Origin of the sequence: Enterococcus sp. DIV0358, from assembly GCF_051713465.1 — a bacterium.
Lineage (GTDB): Bacteria > Bacillota > Bacilli > Lactobacillales > Enterococcaceae > Enterococcus > Enterococcus faecalis.
Map to the genome: position 1 here is coordinate 2300355 of NZ_JBIOPX010000001.1, position 15796 is coordinate 2316150.

General features: G+C 36.9%; 18 protein-coding genes. 4 read left to right on the forward strand and 14 right to left on the reverse strand.

The features are described 5' to 3' along the window. Positions 1 to 107 precede the first annotated feature (107 nt). The 3 genes from nusG to rpmG form a co-directional block, all read right to left on the reverse strand. A complete protein-coding gene (gene nusG / locus IGK70_RS11090) occupies positions 108 to 653 on the reverse strand; it encodes a transcription termination/antitermination protein NusG (RefSeq protein ID WP_002384070.1) in 546 nt (181 codons plus the stop codon). Positions 654 to 777: 124 nt separating this feature from the next. Beyond that, a complete protein-coding gene (gene secE / locus IGK70_RS11095; RefSeq protein WP_002356409.1) occupies positions 778 to 948 on the reverse strand; it encodes a preprotein translocase subunit SecE in 171 nt (56 codons plus the stop codon). A gap of 20 nt (positions 949 to 968) precedes the next feature. Continuing rightward, a complete protein-coding gene (gene rpmG, locus IGK70_RS11100) occupies positions 969 to 1121 on the reverse strand; it encodes a 50S ribosomal protein L33 (RefSeq protein WP_002356408.1) in 153 nt (50 codons plus the stop codon). Between the two features lie 285 nt (positions 1122 to 1406). On the opposite strand from rpmG, the gene cbpA reads away from it, so the two are divergent. After that, entirely contained in the window at positions 1407 to 2045 is a 639-nt protein-coding gene (cbpA, locus tag IGK70_RS11105; protein WP_002365057.1) for a cyclic di-AMP binding protein CbpA, read from the forward strand. 73 nt (positions 2046 to 2118) lie between these two features. Here the strand turns inward: cbpA and murB are convergent, their stop codons facing one another. After that, positions 2119 to 3006, reverse strand: a complete 888-nt coding sequence (gene murB / locus IGK70_RS11110) for a UDP-N-acetylmuramate dehydrogenase (protein WP_438775331.1) — start codon at positions 3004 to 3006, stop codon at positions 2119 to 2121. 86 nt (positions 3007 to 3092) lie between these two features. Then, on the reverse strand, positions 3093 to 4007 hold the full coding sequence (locus tag IGK70_RS11115; protein WP_010817608.1) for a Gfo/Idh/MocA family protein: 915 nt from the start codon (positions 4005 to 4007) through the stop codon (positions 3093 to 3095). Between the two features lie 205 nt (positions 4008 to 4212). On the opposite strand from IGK70_RS11115, the gene IGK70_RS11120 reads away from it, so the two are divergent. From IGK70_RS11120 to IGK70_RS11130, 3 genes are all read left to right on the forward strand, one after another. Next, positions 4213 to 4968: an exodeoxyribonuclease III gene (locus IGK70_RS11120; RefSeq protein WP_002367205.1), complete on the forward strand. Its 756-nt coding sequence runs from the start codon at positions 4213 to 4215 to the stop codon at positions 4966 to 4968. A gap of 33 nt (positions 4969 to 5001) precedes the next feature. Then, positions 5002 to 5535: a 3'-5' exonuclease gene (locus tag IGK70_RS11125; RefSeq protein WP_002356400.1), complete on the forward strand. Its 534-nt coding sequence runs from the start codon at positions 5002 to 5004 to the stop codon at positions 5533 to 5535. 120 nt (positions 5536 to 5655) lie between these two features. After that, the gene (locus IGK70_RS11130) at positions 5656 to 6246 is read left to right on the forward strand and encodes a hypothetical protein (RefSeq protein ID WP_104855968.1); all 591 of its coding nucleotides are present in this window, start codon (positions 5656 to 5658) and stop codon (positions 6244 to 6246) included. 100 nt (positions 6247 to 6346) lie between these two features. On the opposite strand, the gene IGK70_RS11135 is transcribed toward IGK70_RS11130, so the two are convergent. From IGK70_RS11135 to dltC, 9 genes are all read right to left on the reverse strand, one after another. Next, positions 6347 to 8029, reverse strand: a complete 1683-nt coding sequence (locus IGK70_RS11135) for an FAD-dependent oxidoreductase (protein WP_104874334.1) — start codon at positions 8027 to 8029, stop codon at positions 6347 to 6349. Positions 8030 to 8125: 96 nt separating this feature from the next. Continuing rightward, positions 8126 to 8689, reverse strand: a complete 564-nt coding sequence (gene ahpC, locus IGK70_RS11140) for an alkyl hydroperoxide reductase subunit C (protein WP_002356396.1) — start codon at positions 8687 to 8689, stop codon at positions 8126 to 8128. 240 nt (positions 8690 to 8929) lie between these two features. Beyond that, positions 8930 to 9619, reverse strand: a complete 690-nt coding sequence (locus IGK70_RS11145; protein ID WP_002381418.1) for an O-methyltransferase — start codon at positions 9617 to 9619, stop codon at positions 8930 to 8932. A 613-nt stretch (positions 9620 to 10232) separates the two neighbouring features. Next, the gene (locus tag IGK70_RS11150) at positions 10233 to 11237 is read right to left on the reverse strand and encodes a lipoate--protein ligase (RefSeq protein ID WP_010817611.1); all 1005 of its coding nucleotides are present in this window, start codon (positions 11235 to 11237) and stop codon (positions 10233 to 10235) included. 32 nt (positions 11238 to 11269) lie between these two features. Next, complete coding sequence (locus IGK70_RS11155) at positions 11270 to 12010, reverse strand: MBL fold metallo-hydrolase (protein WP_002356393.1); 741 nt, start codon at positions 12008 to 12010, stop codon at positions 11270 to 11272. A gap of 145 nt (positions 12011 to 12155) precedes the next feature. Beyond that, entirely contained in the window at positions 12156 to 12947 is a 792-nt protein-coding gene (locus tag IGK70_RS11160) for a DUF975 family protein (RefSeq protein WP_002356392.1), read from the reverse strand. Between the two features lie 20 nt (positions 12948 to 12967). Further along, positions 12968 to 14050: a M42 family metallopeptidase gene (locus IGK70_RS11165; protein WP_002367214.1), complete on the reverse strand. Its 1083-nt coding sequence runs from the start codon at positions 14048 to 14050 to the stop codon at positions 12968 to 12970. A 212-nt stretch (positions 14051 to 14262) separates the two neighbouring features. Then, on the reverse strand, positions 14263 to 15537 hold the full coding sequence (dltD, locus tag IGK70_RS11170) for a D-alanyl-lipoteichoic acid biosynthesis protein DltD (protein WP_010817612.1): 1275 nt from the start codon (positions 15535 to 15537) through the stop codon (positions 14263 to 14265). Next, positions 15537 to 15773 carry a D-alanine--poly(phosphoribitol) ligase subunit DltC gene (dltC, locus tag IGK70_RS11175; protein WP_002356389.1) on the reverse strand — a complete coding sequence of 79 codons (237 nt, stop codon included), beginning with the start codon at positions 15771 to 15773 and terminating at the stop codon, positions 15537 to 15539. Before dltC ends, dltD begins: the two co-directional genes overlap by 1 nt. Between the last annotated feature and the right edge of the window lie 23 nt (positions 15774 to 15796).

Sequence of the window (15796 nt, forward strand, 5' to 3'; positions counted from 1 at the left end):
TTTCTGCGATGAACTAAAAAAGGGCTTGGAAAAGAAGTCAGTTGACTGCTTTTCCAGACCCTACAATCTGTATCAATCAGCTGAACAATAGTTTGTCAGCTTGCTTATTAATCAATGTTATCGACTTGTTCAAAGTCTAATTCTGTACTTGTTTCACGACCAAACATATCGATGTTTACTTTTAATTTTTGTTTTTCTTCATCGATTTCTGTCACAACACCTTCAAGACCAGAAAAGGCACCTTCGATAATTTTCACTGTATCGCCTAGCGCTACTTCTAAGTCTGATTGACGGGTGCTCATGCCAATTGAACGTAAAATGTGGTTAATTTCTTCTTGTAATAAAGGAGCGGGTTTACTACCAGCACCATGTGAGCCTACAAAACCAGTTACGCCTGGCGTGTTACGAACAATATACCAAGAATCATCGGTCATAATCATTTCCACTAACACATAACCAGGGAAAGTTTTATGAACGATTTCTTTTTCTTTACCATTTTTGACTTCTTTTTCTGTTTCTTCTGGTACAACGACACGAAAAATATAATCGCCCATTCCCATGCTTTGTGCACGTGATTCAATGTTTGCTTTTACTTTATTTTCATAGCCTGAATAGGTGTGCAATACGTACCAATTTCTTTCAAAAGTTTCCATTACTGATTCGGCTCCTTTAAATGTTTTAGTTTATTTTTTTCGAGCAAATAAAAAAAGCTCAGTTTCCCGAAGCTTTTTCTCGAATACTATTATAGCACCCCTCGTCGGGAAATACTAGAATTAATTATTTTAAAATCCAGCCAAATGCCGTTTGGATAACAGTATCCATGATAAAGAACAATGCTGCAAATAAAATAGATGTTTCAATTACAACTAATGTATCTTTACGCAATTGTTTTTTTGTTGGCCAAGTTACTTGCTTCATCTCATCAGCAACGCTGCGGAAAAATTTCATGTTGATACCCTCCTCTAAATCTATTTCGTTTCTTTATGTAACGTGTATTGATTACAATATTTACAGAATTTATTGATTTCTAAGCGTTCGCCACGTTTACCTTCACTAACGGATTTAGAATAGTTGCGAGAGCCACAAACGGAACAAGCAAGAGCTGCTTTCTTTGTTGCCATGTTCTTCGACCTCCTCTATTCACAAATTTACTTCTTAACAGTACCATTATTCGAAAAAGTTGTCAAAGTTTAATTTACTTTTTAAAGAAGCGCTGTGCCGATTCTTACGTAATTTTTTACCATTATCGCGAATACGTGCTTGATTTCTTTTATAAAATATCTGATTTTTCTTTATTTTCTATTTATTTTAACAAAATTGCTTTTATTCTGAGGTCTCAGCTATTGTTTTCTGCTAAGTTATGATATGATAAATTTATTAAAAATGAACCTTTAGGAGGCCTGTTTATGTTATTAAAATCTGTAGTTATTAAAAAAGATAATTTAACAACCGTCAATGAATCTTGTACTCTAGAAGAAGCTCTTTCTATTTTAGAAGACTCAGGTTACCGTTGTGTCCCAATTTTAGACGAATCTGGAAAAATTTTCCGAGGAAATATCTATAAAATGCATATTTACCGCCATAAAGCAAATGGTGGCGATATGAGTTTACCTGTTACCTATTTGTTAAAAAATGCCACAAAATTTATTTATGTCAACACTTCATTTTTCAAGGTATTTTTTACTATTAAAGAACTACCTTACATTGCTGTTTTAGATGAAAATAATTATTTTTATGGTATTTTAACACACAGCACCTTATTAAATATTTTAGCGCAATCTTGGAATGTAAAACAAGGGAGCTATGTTTTAACGATTGCTTCAGTTGGTCAACAAGGCGACTTAGCAGCCATTTCAAAAATCATTGCCAAATATAGCAGCATCGCCAGCTGTATTACATTGGATGTTGATAGTGAAGAATTTGTTCGTCGCACACTTATTACTTTGCCAGCCGGCACAACTGCCGAAACGTGTACAGCCATTGTAGAACATTTAGAGCGGAAAAACTTTAAAGTTGTAGAATTGGAAAATTTAGAAGACGAGTAAAATTTACGACCTTTATATTAGGATTTAAAGCTAGGGAGGCAAGTCAAAATGACTTACCTCCCTAGCTTATTTTTTAGACTTCTTCACCAATAATTCGAACTTCCGTTTGCAATTCAATATCAAATTTTTCTTTAATCACTTCTTGGATATGTGCAATTAATTCCACATAATCTGTTGCGGTTGCATGATCGATGTTAACAATAAATCCCGCATGCTTTTCGGAAATTTGAGCACCGCCCCATTTTAAGCCTTGTAAGCCAGCATCTTGGATTAATTTCCCTGTAAAATGACCAACAGGGCGTTTAAAAACACTGCCACAAGAGGGATACTCTAGCGGTTGCTTCAGTTCACGAAGTTCCGTTAATTCATCCATTTGGGCTTTAATTTCTGCATGGTTTCCTTTTTCTAAAGCAAACGTTGCTTGCAAGACAATGCAATGTAATTCTTGAATTTCACTATGACGATAACGGAAATTCAGGTCTTCTTTCGTCATGGTTTGGATAGTGCCGTCTGCCAACAGCACTTCTGCAGATTGGAAAACATCTTTAATTTCCCCGCCGTATGCTCCAGCATTCATATAAACAGCACCGCCGACACTTCCTGGAATACCACAAGCAAATTCAAAACCAGTTAAATCAGCTGCTAAGGCTTCGTAGGTTGTATCAATCAGTTTGGCACCAGCATCCACAACCATGGTGGTACCGGCTACTTTGATTTCTTTCATTTCTGTTAGCATAATCACGACATCGCGAATACCGCCATCACGAACAATCAAGTTGCTAGCATTGCCTAATACTAACCATGAAAGCCCTTGTTCTCGGCAATACGCCACAATCTGTTCGACTTCTTTTTTTGTTTTGGGTAAGGCCAACACATCAGCTGGGCCGCCTGTTTTGGTAAAGGTTACGTTTTTTAATGGTTCATCTACTAATAAAGTAATTTCGTTTAATGTTTCTAACATAGCTTTAGTGTTCACGAAAGTTAGTCCTTTCTTTTCAAAATATCTGTCTTATTCTAGCACGATAGAAAGAAAGTTGCTAGTCCTCTTTAAAGGACATGTCGTTGTTGTTGGCGTAGCATTTCTTCACATAACGCATGACTTTCATAGACTTTTTCTTGTTTCAACTCTTGCTCTTGCGGTTTTTGAATGGCCTGGATGAAAGCAGTAACCATTTGGTAAAAACCTCTTTTTTCCAATGTTGGCGTCCAATCTCCCATCTCTTTTACTTGGTATTCTTCTTCTGTTTGGATGGTCAAATGCGTTAAATTTTCCAAGCGATAAGTACCTGTGGGGCTGGTGACTTCAAAAGTTTCTGTATTGGCCCCAGAGTGTAAATCCATAGAACAAACAATTGTTGTCTGTTCGGTTTCTAATTGTAAAATTGCTCGTTTTAAATGACCGTTTTCTTCCACTAATTTTGACTGCACCACGTGGAGCGGTCCTTCCGCTAAATAAACTGCGGTATCAACGACATGTAAAAATAAATCATACATCATAAAACTTGTTTCTCTCGTTGTATTGATGCGGTTCTTTTTAATAAAAATTGTTTGTTTTTCAGGAATATTTTTCAATACTTCCGTATAAGGGGCAAAACGACGATTGAAGCCAACCATCAGGCGCAGATTTTTTGCTGCTGCTAATGCTTGTAATTCTTTGACTTCAGCAAGCTCTTCACTTAAAGGTTTGTCCACAAAGACGTGAATACCAGCCTGTAATAATTGGCGAACGACTGCACCATGCACTTTTGTGGCTACATGGACAAAACAAGCATCAATCTTCGCTTCAATCAATTCTTCTATGGTCCCAACGGTTTCTGTAAAGCCATACTTATTAGCGATTTCTTGTCGTGTTTCTGGGTTTCTAGTCGCTAATACAAACTCCGCCAAGTGACGGCATTCACTATAAGTTGGCAAATACGCTTTTTGTGCAATGTTTCCTAAACCAATGACTCCTATTTTCATTCGTTGTCCTCATTTCTGCTCTTTTTACTATTTTATCATAGACTACTTCTTTCCAAAAATCAGTCATTTTCTCTTTTTCTTTTCAAGTATTTAAAACTTCTTTAAAAAGTATTAGAATAGAAGAAAGCACCAAGCGACCTTTTCTTTGGTTCTGGTTTGCACTGAAACGAGCAAAAGCGTTTCTTATTTGAAAGGAGTTTCAACAATGAAATGTATTTCTTGGAATGTCAACGGCTTACGAGCGGTTGTTAAAAAGAATTTTATGGATGTTTTTAATGAATTAGATGCAGATTTTTTCTGTTTACAAGAAACAAAATTACAAGCTGGGCAAATTGATTTAGAACTTCCTGGCTATCATCAGTATTGGAATTACGCCGAAAAAAAAGGCTATTCTGGCACAGCAATTTTCGCTAAAGAAGAAGCGTTAAGTGTTCGCTATGGCTTAGGTATCGAGGCTCACGATCAAGAAGGCCGCGTGATCACTTTAGAATATCCAGAATTTTTCATGGTCACTTGCTACACACCGAACTCACAAGCTGAACTAAAGCGTTTAGCTTATCGAATGACATGGGAAGATGCTTTTCGTGCCTACTTAAACGAATTAAATCAAGAAAAACCCGTAATTCTTTGCGGTGACTTAAACGTAGCTCATCAAAAGATTGATTTAAAAAATTGGAAAACCAATCAAAAAAATGCGGGGTTCACGCCTGAAGAACGGCAAAAATTTACTGAGTTATTAGACAGTGGCTTCACTGATACATTCCGTTATTTTTATCCAGAAGCTGAGGGCATCTACTCATGGTGGAGTTATCGCTTTAACGCACGAAAAAATAACGCAGGTTGGCGGATTGACTATTTCGTTGTGTCAGAATCCTTGAATGAACGTTTAGTCAGTGCTAAAATCCATACAGATATTCTTGGTAGTGATCATTGTCCAGTGGAAGTTGTACTTGATTTTTAAGTGTTACTCAACGCGTTGAAAGGAGTTTTTTTAATGAACTTTTACGCTTTTGACTTTGAAACAGCTAGTTATGATAAACATAGTGCCTGTTCCATTGCAATTGTTAAAGTAGAAAATAGTCGGATTGTGGATGAATTTTATACGTTAATCAAGCCAGAAACACCTTTTTTCTGGCGAAATACGCAAATTCACGGCATTCATGAATCAGATGTTGTCAATGCGCCCAAATTCCCTGAAGTCTGGCAACAAATTCAGCATTGTTTTCAACCAAATCGGTTAGTGGTCGCCCACAATGCAAGTTTCGATTGTAGTGTTTTGGCTGGCTGTTTAGATTACTATGGCTTAGAACAACCTAATTACCTTTCTTTATGTACAGTCAAAACGAGTCGCAAACTGTTTCCTGAATTTCCTAATCATAAATTAAATACCGTTTGTGAAAACCTCAATATCACTTTAAATAATCATCATGATGCTTTAGAAGATAGCCGAGCTTGTGCCGAAATTCTTTTACAACAAGAACAACGATTTGGGGTTGAACCTTTAAAAAAATTAGTATTGGTGAAATAATCCAGTTCTTGTTTCCAGCGAAGGCGTTATCTCTTTCAGCAGCTAGTTGGCAGGAGATAACGTCTTTTCTTTTACATAACTTTTCCGCTAAACCAAAAATTTTTCAGAAAGGACGCGATGATGTATTCGATTCTTTACTTATTCACAGACTCTCTCAAAAATGCGTGGCGCTCAAAAAAACAATTTAGTACGTTGATTCTTATCTTTATTATTAGTTTTCTGACTTTTTCTGCTCTATTATTGACTTTGTTGTTTTCTCGATGGCTTTCACAAATGATTCTTCTTGATAATTATGCAGTGATTCCTCCCTTGAAAATTTTCAGAGGTTTGGCTGGAATCAGCGCTGGAACACTCTTTTCCTTCCTGATTAGTTATATTTGTCGAGCTTTCTTCCTAACTTTTTTAGAGCAAAAAAACGACTTACTGATCTTAGCTCTTTTAGGTACGACAAAATTACAAATTTTAATTAGCTATGCCTTACAACCCATCTATTATTTGATTTTTGTTTTGCCTTTAGCTGCTTTTCTAGCCAATAAGCTCATTCAACAGTTTATCCATGATTTTTTCAGCGAGGTACCTGGTTTAATGCATATCGATAGCTACATGCAAGGTATCTTTTTACCACTAACAGGAAGCCTATTGTTCATTTGCTGTTGTGTCTTTTTAGTTCTTTTTAGGAAACTCAATCGCTTAATCAAAAAAGGTACTTGACTAACTATGCGAAAAAAGTGAGAAATACGTCATCTCGACGTATTTCTCACTTTTTTGAATGACTTAGGTTCTTTAGGTTAATTACTTTTTTCCGCCTCTTTTAAGCCAAGGCTTCAATAATTTCGGTCATTGTTTTTGAACCAAAAATCATTTGTTCTCCATCAATCAGCATTGCTGGAACGCTCATAATTTTCTTTTCTTTTTTCAACTCTGGAAATAGACTAATGTCCACCATTTCTGCTTCCACATGAGGATTAATTGATGCAATACGTTGGCAAGCCGCCACGACATCGGGACAGAAATGACATGTTAGTGAAACAAAGATTTCTATTTTTCTTTTTGGCAATGCAAGTATGTTCTTTTGCAGACTTGCTTCTAACGGCTGCCCCTCGCTGCCGACATTATAAACCGCCAAAACCAACGAGTTTACTTCATGGCCACTAGGAATACCACTAAATTTAATTCCTGTATAGTTTCCTGCCGCATCTAAGAGCACAACGCTAGGCATTTTTTCAATCCCATACAGCAATTCTTTGGCTGGCTCAGTATCTTTCAAAATCGTTTCTAAAGTAATCTTCTGATCCAGACTTGCAAATTCTGTTAAGAATGACTGAAGTTCCAATGATTTTTCATCACTTGCATCCAAAAACTGAAGTAATGTCACTTTTTTGGTTAGTTTAGCGAAAATACCGTTTAATTGTTGGCGCATACTTTCTGGGAACCACTGATGCTTACCAGTAACTTTCGCTGACTGTTTTTCTTTTGGTTGCTGACTGTTTGTTTCAGGGGCAGATTGATTAGCTAATCGTTCAGTCATTCGCTTCGTTACAATCGGTTGGCCCGCCTGTGTTTTTTGTTCTGTCACGTAACGTTGCGCATGAGTGGCGGCAATTGCACCGTCTGCAACCGCCGTCACAATTTGACGTAATTCTTTTATTCGTAAATCTCCTGCTGCATAAACTCCGGGAATATTAGTTTCCATATTCTCAGTTGTTGGCACATACCCACGGTCTAAGGCAATTTTCCCTTCAAAAATTTCTGTACTTGGTTTATTTCCAGCAAAAACAAACAGACCAAATGTACTGTCTTTTGGTGCTTCATAAACCGTTTCTTCTCCCGTCTGGTTATTGACAAACACAGCTTTCCGGACAAAATCATCGCCCATAATTTCTTTCACTTCTGTGTTATAAACAATCTTAATTTTCGGGTGATTTTTAGCCGCCTCCGCAGTTAATTTTGCACATGTAAAATCAGGTTCTCGGATAATCATCGTTACTGATTTACCGTAACGTGTCAAATAAACGGCCTCTTCCGCTGCTGCATAACCGCCACCAATCACAAAAATATCTAGGCCTTGGAAAAACTCCCCATCACAAGTAGAACAATAGGCCACGCCGCGTCCTGTAAATTCACTTTCACCAGGGAAACCAATTTTACGAGCAGAAGCTCCTGTCGCAATCAATACTGCATATGCTTGGTAGGTTTGACTCGCCGATTGAACAGTTTTTATCGTTTGACTAAAATCAACATCAATAATCTCGTCGTTTGTAAAAGCTACACCGAAGTCTTGTGCTTGAATGCGCATTTCTTCCATTAGTTCTGGACCTGTTGTGTGACGAATCGCTGGATAGTTCACAATTTCAGAAGTCGTCGTTACTTGTCCGCCAATTTTGTCTTTTTCAATAATTAAGGTATCCATCATTGCGCGACCTGCATAGATACCTGCAGATAAAGCAGCTGAGCCGCCACCAATAATAATCAAATCGTAGATTTCTTCTGTCACTTGCTTCTCCTCTTTCTTCTGTGTTTCAGAAAAAGAGCTGAACAAAACATTTTCTCTGTTTTATCCAACTCTTTGACCTCTATTTACAAAGCGAATTTAAATTTTACCAACTAAATCTAAGCTTGGCGCAATCGTTTCTTCTCCTGGTTGCCAATTGGCTGGACAAACTTTATCACCATGTTCTGCTACAAATTGAGAAGCTTCTAATTTACGAACAAGTTCTTCAGCATTACGACCAATACCCATGTCGTTGATTTCATAAGATTTAATCTCACCTTCTGGACTCACAATAAATGAAGCACGGTAAGCCATTCCAGAAGCTTCATCTAAAACGCCAAAGAAACGAGCAAGTTGACCGTTGGGATCGGCTAACATTGGATATTTAATTTTTCCAATCGTTTCTGTAGCGTCAGCCCATGCTTTATGCACATAATGACTATCTTCTGAAACAGAGTAAACCTCACAATTTAATTCCTGTAAATGCGCATAATGCTCTTGCATATCCCCTAATTCCGTAGGACACACGAAAGAAAAATCAGCTGGATAAAAGAAGAAAATACTCCATTTTCCTAAAATATCTTCTGTTGATACTCGTGTAAATTCACCATCGTGATAGGCATCACATTCAAAGTCAAAAAGTTTTTGATTAATTAAATTCATTGTCGTTCCTCCTCTGTTTTTTTACTCTTTAAGGATAACAGTTTATAATTATTCCGTCAATAGAATAATTATAAACAAAAGAGGTTTTATTAACACATAATACTGTCATATTGAGAATTTTATGATTATAATTCTCAATTAGAAATAGTGAGATAACTTTTTAAATAACATAAAAAAGAAAGCGAATCATTAAAAGAACTTGCTTTTTAATGATTCGCTTTCTTTTTGTGAAGACATTCTTTAACTATCTAAAATAATCGTTTCTTTCTCTTTGGTAATTAAAATAACTCCATCACCAAGAGGAACTAAAGTAGAAGTTAAATCAGGATGCGCCATGACTACATCTAAAAATTGGTTTAATTTACGATGAATCGCTCGATTTTTTTTCGGTACTTCCTCAGCAGGGTCTAAAATTGTCCCAGCTTGAAATACATCATCCACCATTAAAACGCCGCCAACTGGTAGCAACCGTAAACATTCAGGTAAAAATTCAATGTATTTTGATTTGGCACTATCCATAAAAATAAAGTCATAAGGTCCTTCCAACGTTGGTAGAATCTCAGCTGCTTGTCCTTCTAAAAGAGTGACCTTTTCTTCTAAGTCTAGGCGTTGGTAGGTTTTCTTCGCTTTTTTTATCATTACGTCAAAACGATCAATCGTGGTCACGTGACCATCTTCACCAACAAATTGGGCCATCAAGCTTGAAGAAAAACCAATTGCTGCCCCGATTTCTAAAATATTTTTGGGCTTTAGTTGTCCTAGCAAAAATTGTAGAAAAACTACTGTTTCGTGCGGAATAATCGGCACCCCTGCTTCATTGGCTTCCGCCTCCACTGCACCTAATTCTCCGGGAAGTTTCTTTTGTTTTGTACGCATATACTCAACCAATTCTGGTTTAACGACTGGTCGATGCATCATTTCGTTTCTCATCACTTTCGCTCCTTTTCGTCCCTTTATTATACGAAGTCCTTGTTCCTCTGTAAAGGATTGAAATAGGATTCTTATTATTTGTTTGAAAATAACATGCACATTCTTAACTTCCTAGCTAAATGCGGATTACTTCTTGTAAGCACATTTTTTCTTTGTTTCTGCTATTTTTTATTAAGTTTTAATTAGAAAACGTCAAAAAGTAGCCCTCAAGAACATACTTATTGATTTTTTCTCGTTATTTCTTATAAAAATACTTCTACATATGTTAATATTTTCCCTTAAATCACTATTAATTCTTGCTATTTCAAGCCCCAAAACAAGCCTATAACCTTGCCAAAATAAGAAACGTCAAATTTTACTACTTTGTCTGTAAAAATTTGATATCACAAAAGAAAGGAAATCTTGTATACTCTTTACAGATAGTGATTTATAGTGAAGCACATAACCAAATTCCCGGACTTGACTTGGTTCAAGTACATATGCAGGCGAGCTATTTGATAGTTCCCTGATAAAAATCGTTTCGACGATTTTGCACATAGCACTACCTTTCTAAAAGCTAAAAATTATTTTTAGCTAGAAAAAAGACAACCGTTTGAAACGGCTGTCTTTTTTTTTAATAAATTAACCCAAGCAAATCTTCTTTTTCGATATTGCCAAAGTATTTTTTAACGTCAATTTGATCAATGGCTTCTTCTAAAGAAGCTTTATCATATTTCACGCCGGTTAAAATATCTTCAACATCTTTAATTTCACCAAGCCCAAAGAAGTCCCCAAAGATTTTAATTTCTTGAATGACACCATCCGCCACATTCATTTTCATTTCAATTGAGCCAATTGGAAAACGATGGCGACGTTCTAAGTTAAATGCAGGTGATTTACCATAATTCCAATCCCAATTGCGATAGTATTGCTCTGAAATTTTGTTAATAGCCGCCCAGTCTTGATCAGTTAATTCATACGTTTTAACTTGGTCGATCGAATCTACGCCGAAAATTTTCAAAAGAATTTCTTGGCGGAATTCTTCCGTTGTCATCTCTTGTTTATCTTCAGATAAAAATGGTTTAATGTTTGTTACCCGTGAACGAACAGACTTGATACCTTTAGATTCGATTTTATCTTTCCGTACTTTCAATGTATTTACAACTTCATCAATATCACTATCAAACATTAAGGTTCCATGTGCAAACATGCGGCCGTTGGTAGCGTACATCGCATTTCCTGAAAACTTCATATCATTAATCACTAGGTCATTGCGCCCTTTTAATTCGGCACCTTCAACGCCTAAGTCGTGCAATGCTTGAATAATTGGTTGGGTAACTTTCGCAAAATCACGGAAAGAGTTGCCGTCATCTGGCATAATAAAACTAAAATTCAAATTACCATGATCATGATAAACGGCGCCGCCGCCACTTAAGCGACGAACAACATGAATGCCGTGCTCATCTACATATTCTTTGTTAATTTCTTCAATTGTATTTTGGTTACGGCCAATAATGATTGACGGCTCGTTAATGTAAAATAAAAGAATGGGCTCATCTAAAGGCATTTCTGTTAACAAATATGTTTCAATTGCTAAGTTCACTCGTGGGTCATTATTTTCATTCGGTACAAAAATCACAATCGGTTCTCTCCCTTGGTATAGTTACTTTTTTAAATCTCAACTGTTAAATCTGGTTGGGCTAATGTCACTGGAATTTCCGTTCCAGCATAGTTTTGCGCTTCTTCACGTAGTTGTTCCAATGACCCATGTTGTGGTAAATGGGTCAACATCAATTGTTTGACTTGTGCTGCTTTGGCAATCTCACCCGCTTCTCTTGACGTAAAGTGTGCATGATGTCGTTCATTACCTTCAAATAAGTACGTATCCGCTAAGAATAAATCCGCGTCTTTTGCAAAGTCTTCAAAACTTGCTAAGTAACCAGAGTCTCCTGTAAAGACAAAGACTTTGCCGGTCGCTTTTTCAACAATCCGCATCGCGTAACAAGTGACAGGATGAATTGTTTCCATGAAAGTAATTAAAAATGGTCCTACTGCCAACTCTTCTGCTTCAAAATACTCTTTCCCTTCGGAAACGTTAGGAAGCGTTAGTTCTTTGAAATGCATTTGATCTTGTGTATGGCCATATATCGGCAAAATAGGAGTCGGTTCCAGCGTTGGATAAAGCTGACGATAATATTGTAAAACGCCTAAATCTGCGATATGGTCATGATGATAATGCGACAGAATGACAGCATCTAATTTCAATGGATCTAGATAGTTTTCTAAACGCACTAATGTCGTACTGCCTGCATCAATAAGCAAATGAAAGCCTTCAGATTCTAACAAATAGGAACTCGTTCCTTCTCCTTTGTATGGATAAGCACCTAAACAGCCTAAGACAGTCAATTTCATGTGTGGACAACCTCCTTCAATACGATACTTCCATGTTACCATAAAATAACGGAAAAACGAGGTTAAAACGCTTAAATTTTCACAAAAAGACCAAAGAAAAAACCTGAACCCTTTGTCGAGATGACGAAGGATTCAAGCTTCTATTTTATTCTTCGGCTAAACCTTTTTCTTCTAAGGCAGTTTGATAAAAACTAGCTAACGCTACATAGTTATAAGGAATCACCCATAATAGACCGATACCAATAGCTAAAAAGCCCACAATATACCAACCAATAAAAGAAAATTGTAAACATAAATATTGCCAAAAACGATTTTTCATTAAGTATAACGCCTGTTTCAACGCCATCATAATTGGCAGTTCTGGATTATCAAAACGTAGCCACACAGCAAATTGAAAAACGCCACTCACAAATAAACCAATTAAAAAGATTAAGATAGAGGCGACGCCAAACGCTAGGAAAAAGGAAAAATCATTTAAGAAAAAGGCTTGGATTTCCTCTGGTGTAACTGTATTAAACATCAATTTGAAATACAAGGTTGTCCCTGCCCCAAATAGAATTGGTAACAAAAATAACAAACCAATTACACGTTCAAGTACTTTTTGAAGTAGGTTGACCACAAATAGCGGACCATAATATTTTCCTTGAAAAACACTCATTAAAATATTGACCCGCACCTTTTCACCACGCAACACCTTCAAGGCTGCGTAATATAGCGCATAACTTAACGCGAATAAAACAAAAATTTGCAGTAATACTGCGGCAAAACTACTTTGAAAAACTTGATTTTCACCAGAAAATAAATTTTGCACAATCGATGTTAAGAAGCTCTGTAAAACCACTCCTAAGAAAGTTAACCAAGCCATGATCCCCCATTGCCCATCAAGGGCTCTGCGAGCATTGGCACGATGTTGCGAATTTGTTACTAAACTTTTCATTCATTCCATCCTTTCTGAAACTAATAACTAGTCAATTTAGCGACTGTTTCTTTATCTAGACGTTTCACCACTTCTGTGACTAATTTGACTGTGTTGAAATAATCATCTTCATGAATAACTGAGGTATGTGAATGCAGATATCTAACAGGCACCGTGATGGCTAATGATGGAATCCCATTGCGTGTTAAATGCATGCGGCCAGCATCCGTACCTCCCCCTGTAATCACTGTATATTGGAAGGGAATGTTATTTTCTTCCGCCACTTGAATAACAAAATCACGTAATTTTTTATGCGGAATCATCGATGCATCATAAATCAAAATTTGTGGCCCTTCACCTAAAACAGAGTCGGCTTCTTTAGGTGTCATTCCTGGTGTGTCACCAGCTGTTCCTGTGTCTAAAGCAAACGCTATGTCTGGATTCACAAGATGCGTACTTGTTTGCGCACCGCGTAGCCCCACTTCTTCTTGCACATCACTGCCTGCAAATAAAATATTGGGGTGCCCTTCTGTCGCTAAATTTTCTAAAACTTTTAATGAAACGGCCGTACCAATTCGGTTATCCCACGCTTTTGCCAATAAAAATTTTGTATCATTCATGCGACGATAGTCAATATATGGTGTCACCATATCCCCTGGATGAATCCCCCATTCTGCAACTTGTTGATCGCTACTTGCACCAATATCAATAAACATATCTGCAATCTCATAGGGTTTGTTACGAACTTCCGCTGTTAACACATGCGGTGGTTTAGACCCAATGACACCATGGTAAACCTTACCAGTCGTGGTTTTAATCTGAACTTGTTGGGCCAACATCACTTGCCCCCACCAACCGCCAACGGTTTGAAATTTTAAAAAGCCTTTTTCTGTGATTTGGGTAACCATGAAACCGACTTCATCCATATGCCCAGAAATGTAGACTTTTGGTCCTTCTTTATCACCAACATTTTTTGCAATAATACTGCCAAGGCCATCATATAAAAATTTATCCGCATACGGTGCTGCATACTTTTTAAATAACGAACGTACTTCGTCTTCATTCCCAGCAATCCCTTTAGCACTTGTTAAATCAATTAACATTTTTTCTTCTTTTGCATCCATAAAAATAACTCCCCTCAAAAACCAATTTTATCCATTATACCACGAACTAAAAAAATACTTACAAAAAATAAATTGAGCAACGTTCTCCACTAAAAGTAAACGAAAAAACAGCCTGCACGCTCGTTATTCAACGGCAGGTACAGGCTATTTTCATTGTTACGAAGCGTTTCTAGTCCGCTTCAGATAATTGGTACTTGATCCATCTTGCCTTCTTAAAATTGAGGTAAGACCAATGGATTTTGTTGTTGCCAATCTGTCTGATAAAAACGATCATCAATTTGATACGCTAACTTTTTAGGCGCAGGTTGTTTCATAAATTCATCTACTTGACGATCAACAGCGAGCCAACCACGCCAACCTAAATGAATCGTATCCGCCATAAAGTAGCGTTCATTACTACATGTTGAGAAGTCAGCAATGTTAGTAAAGCCTTGCTCTTGAAGTTGATATTTCAGCTTGCGTGCTACTTGTTGCAACATATCTTGTGACAAGCCCGTATAGTCCGACCAACGTTTGTTAACAGGTGGGATTACAAATAAAACATCGACATTTTTTTCTGCTAACTGTTCCAACGCAGCTTGGAAATCACCATATTCTGGAGAAAAACGATAATCCCATTTCTTTTGTGAATGAGCTAATTTCGGTAAAACTGGTTTAATCCGTTGGCGATAAAAACCGTTACTAATTTCAAACTTATTATTATTAATGGCTTTTGCCGCAATTTTTCCAGCTAGCTGATCTAATTCATTAAAATTATACGTAGCAGGTAATTGTTTCATATCTTTTTCAACAATTGGTTCTCTGCTAACCATGCCAATTTGGCTAAACAATTCATCTTCACGATTCAAGAAACGGAGATTCATTATAAAATAATCTCGTTGAGAGCGTTGGGGAAGTTGCCCTGCCTGCAGATTTGCCAAGGTTTCCATTAAGACTTTGTCTTTTTGAACAACTGGAAATTTGATCAAACGTTGTGCTAGATATTGGTCACCGCTGGTTAATTCGGTTAAATTAGCTAACCATTGATAGGTTTGTAATTGTGAATAGTGTGCACCAAAACTATCATTAGGTACACCCTTTTTGACAAACCATTGCGGAGATAAAATAAAGACCGCTTTCTTATTGGCAATCGCATCGCCCATCGAATGAATGACCATTGCTTGGGTTAATGACTGTGTGCCCGCTTCTCCTAGTAAAAACGGTCGATAGTTCCGTTGATACTTTTCAGAGAGCACACTAGGGTGGAAAGCACTAAATCGACTTAATTCAGAAGAGCCAAAAAAAGGAACATATTTACCAGAAGCCACTGCTTTGTTTTTAATCACATTGCCTTTTAAAACGTTCGGTGCCATTGACGTTGATGCTTCCTTCAACGTTTTTTCGGAAGTTAAATTGATTCTGAACGGTGCAAAAAAGAACACTGCAACCAAGACCGCTGAACAAAGCACTGGACCTAAGATTCTGATTAGTCGTTTTTTTCTAGACATTATTGTAAAGCTTCCACTTGTTGAATGATTTGTTTTGGTGTTCCCCATACTTCACGGTCAAAGTCTGATACAGGAACTTGGATTCCTAATTGTCCTTCAATTTCTACTAATAATTGAACCGTTGCTAAAGAGTCCAATAATCCTTCTTCAAATAATTGAATGTCTTGATTGTTCACAACTTCGTCTGTTCCTGTAATATCTTCTAAAATGTTTAATACTGTTTCTTGAATGTTCATTGTAAATTGCCCCTTTATATTTT

Bases quoted from the DNA above. Each gene is read 5' to 3' on its own strand.
- nusG (WP_002384070.1), bottom strand. From the start codon at position 653: ATGGAAACTTTTGAAAGAAATTGGTACGTATTGCACACCTATTCAGGC.
- secE (WP_002356409.1), bottom strand. From the start codon at position 948: ATGAAATTTTTCCGCAGCGTTGCTGATGAGATGAAGCAAGTAACTTGG.
- rpmG (WP_002356408.1), bottom strand. From the start codon at position 1,121: ATGGCAACAAAGAAAGCAGCTCTTGCTTGTTCCGTTTGTGGCTCTCGC.
- cbpA (WP_002365057.1), top strand. From the start codon at position 1,407: ATGTTATTAAAATCTGTAGTTATTAAAAAAGATAATTTAACAACCGTC.
- murB (WP_438775331.1), bottom strand. From the start codon at position 3,006: ATGTTAGAAACATTAAACGAAATTACTTTATTAGTAGATGAACCATTA.
- IGK70_RS11115 (WP_010817608.1), bottom strand. From the start codon at position 4,007: ATGAAAATAGGAGTCATTGGTTTAGGAAACATTGCACAAAAAGCGTAT.
- IGK70_RS11120 (WP_002367205.1), top strand. From the start codon at position 4,213: ATGAAATGTATTTCTTGGAATGTCAACGGCTTACGAGCGGTTGTTAAA.
- IGK70_RS11125 (WP_002356400.1), top strand. From the start codon at position 5,002: ATGAACTTTTACGCTTTTGACTTTGAAACAGCTAGTTATGATAAACAT.
- IGK70_RS11130 (WP_104855968.1), top strand. From the start codon at position 5,656: ATGTATTCGATTCTTTACTTATTCACAGACTCTCTCAAAAATGCGTGG.
- ahpC (WP_002356396.1), bottom strand. From the start codon at position 8,689: ATGAATTTAATTAATCAAAAACTTTTTGACTTTGAATGTGATGCCTAT.
- IGK70_RS11145 (WP_002381418.1), bottom strand. From the start codon at position 9,619: ATGAGAAACGAAATGATGCATCGACCAGTCGTTAAACCAGAATTGGTT.
- IGK70_RS11155 (WP_002356393.1), bottom strand. From the start codon at position 12,010: ATGAAATTGACTGTCTTAGGCTGTTTAGGTGCTTATCCATACAAAGGA.
- IGK70_RS11160 (WP_002356392.1), bottom strand. From the start codon at position 12,947: ATGAAAAGTTTAGTAACAAATTCGCAACATCGTGCCAATGCTCGCAGA.
- IGK70_RS11165 (WP_002367214.1), bottom strand. From the start codon at position 14,050: ATGGATGCAAAAGAAGAAAAAATGTTAATTGATTTAACAAGTGCTAAA.
- dltD (WP_010817612.1), bottom strand. From the start codon at position 15,537: ATGTCTAGAAAAAAACGACTAATCAGAATCTTAGGTCCAGTGCTTTGT.
- dltC (WP_002356389.1), bottom strand. From the start codon at position 15,773: ATGAACATTCAAGAAACAGTATTAAACATTTTAGAAGATATTACAGGA.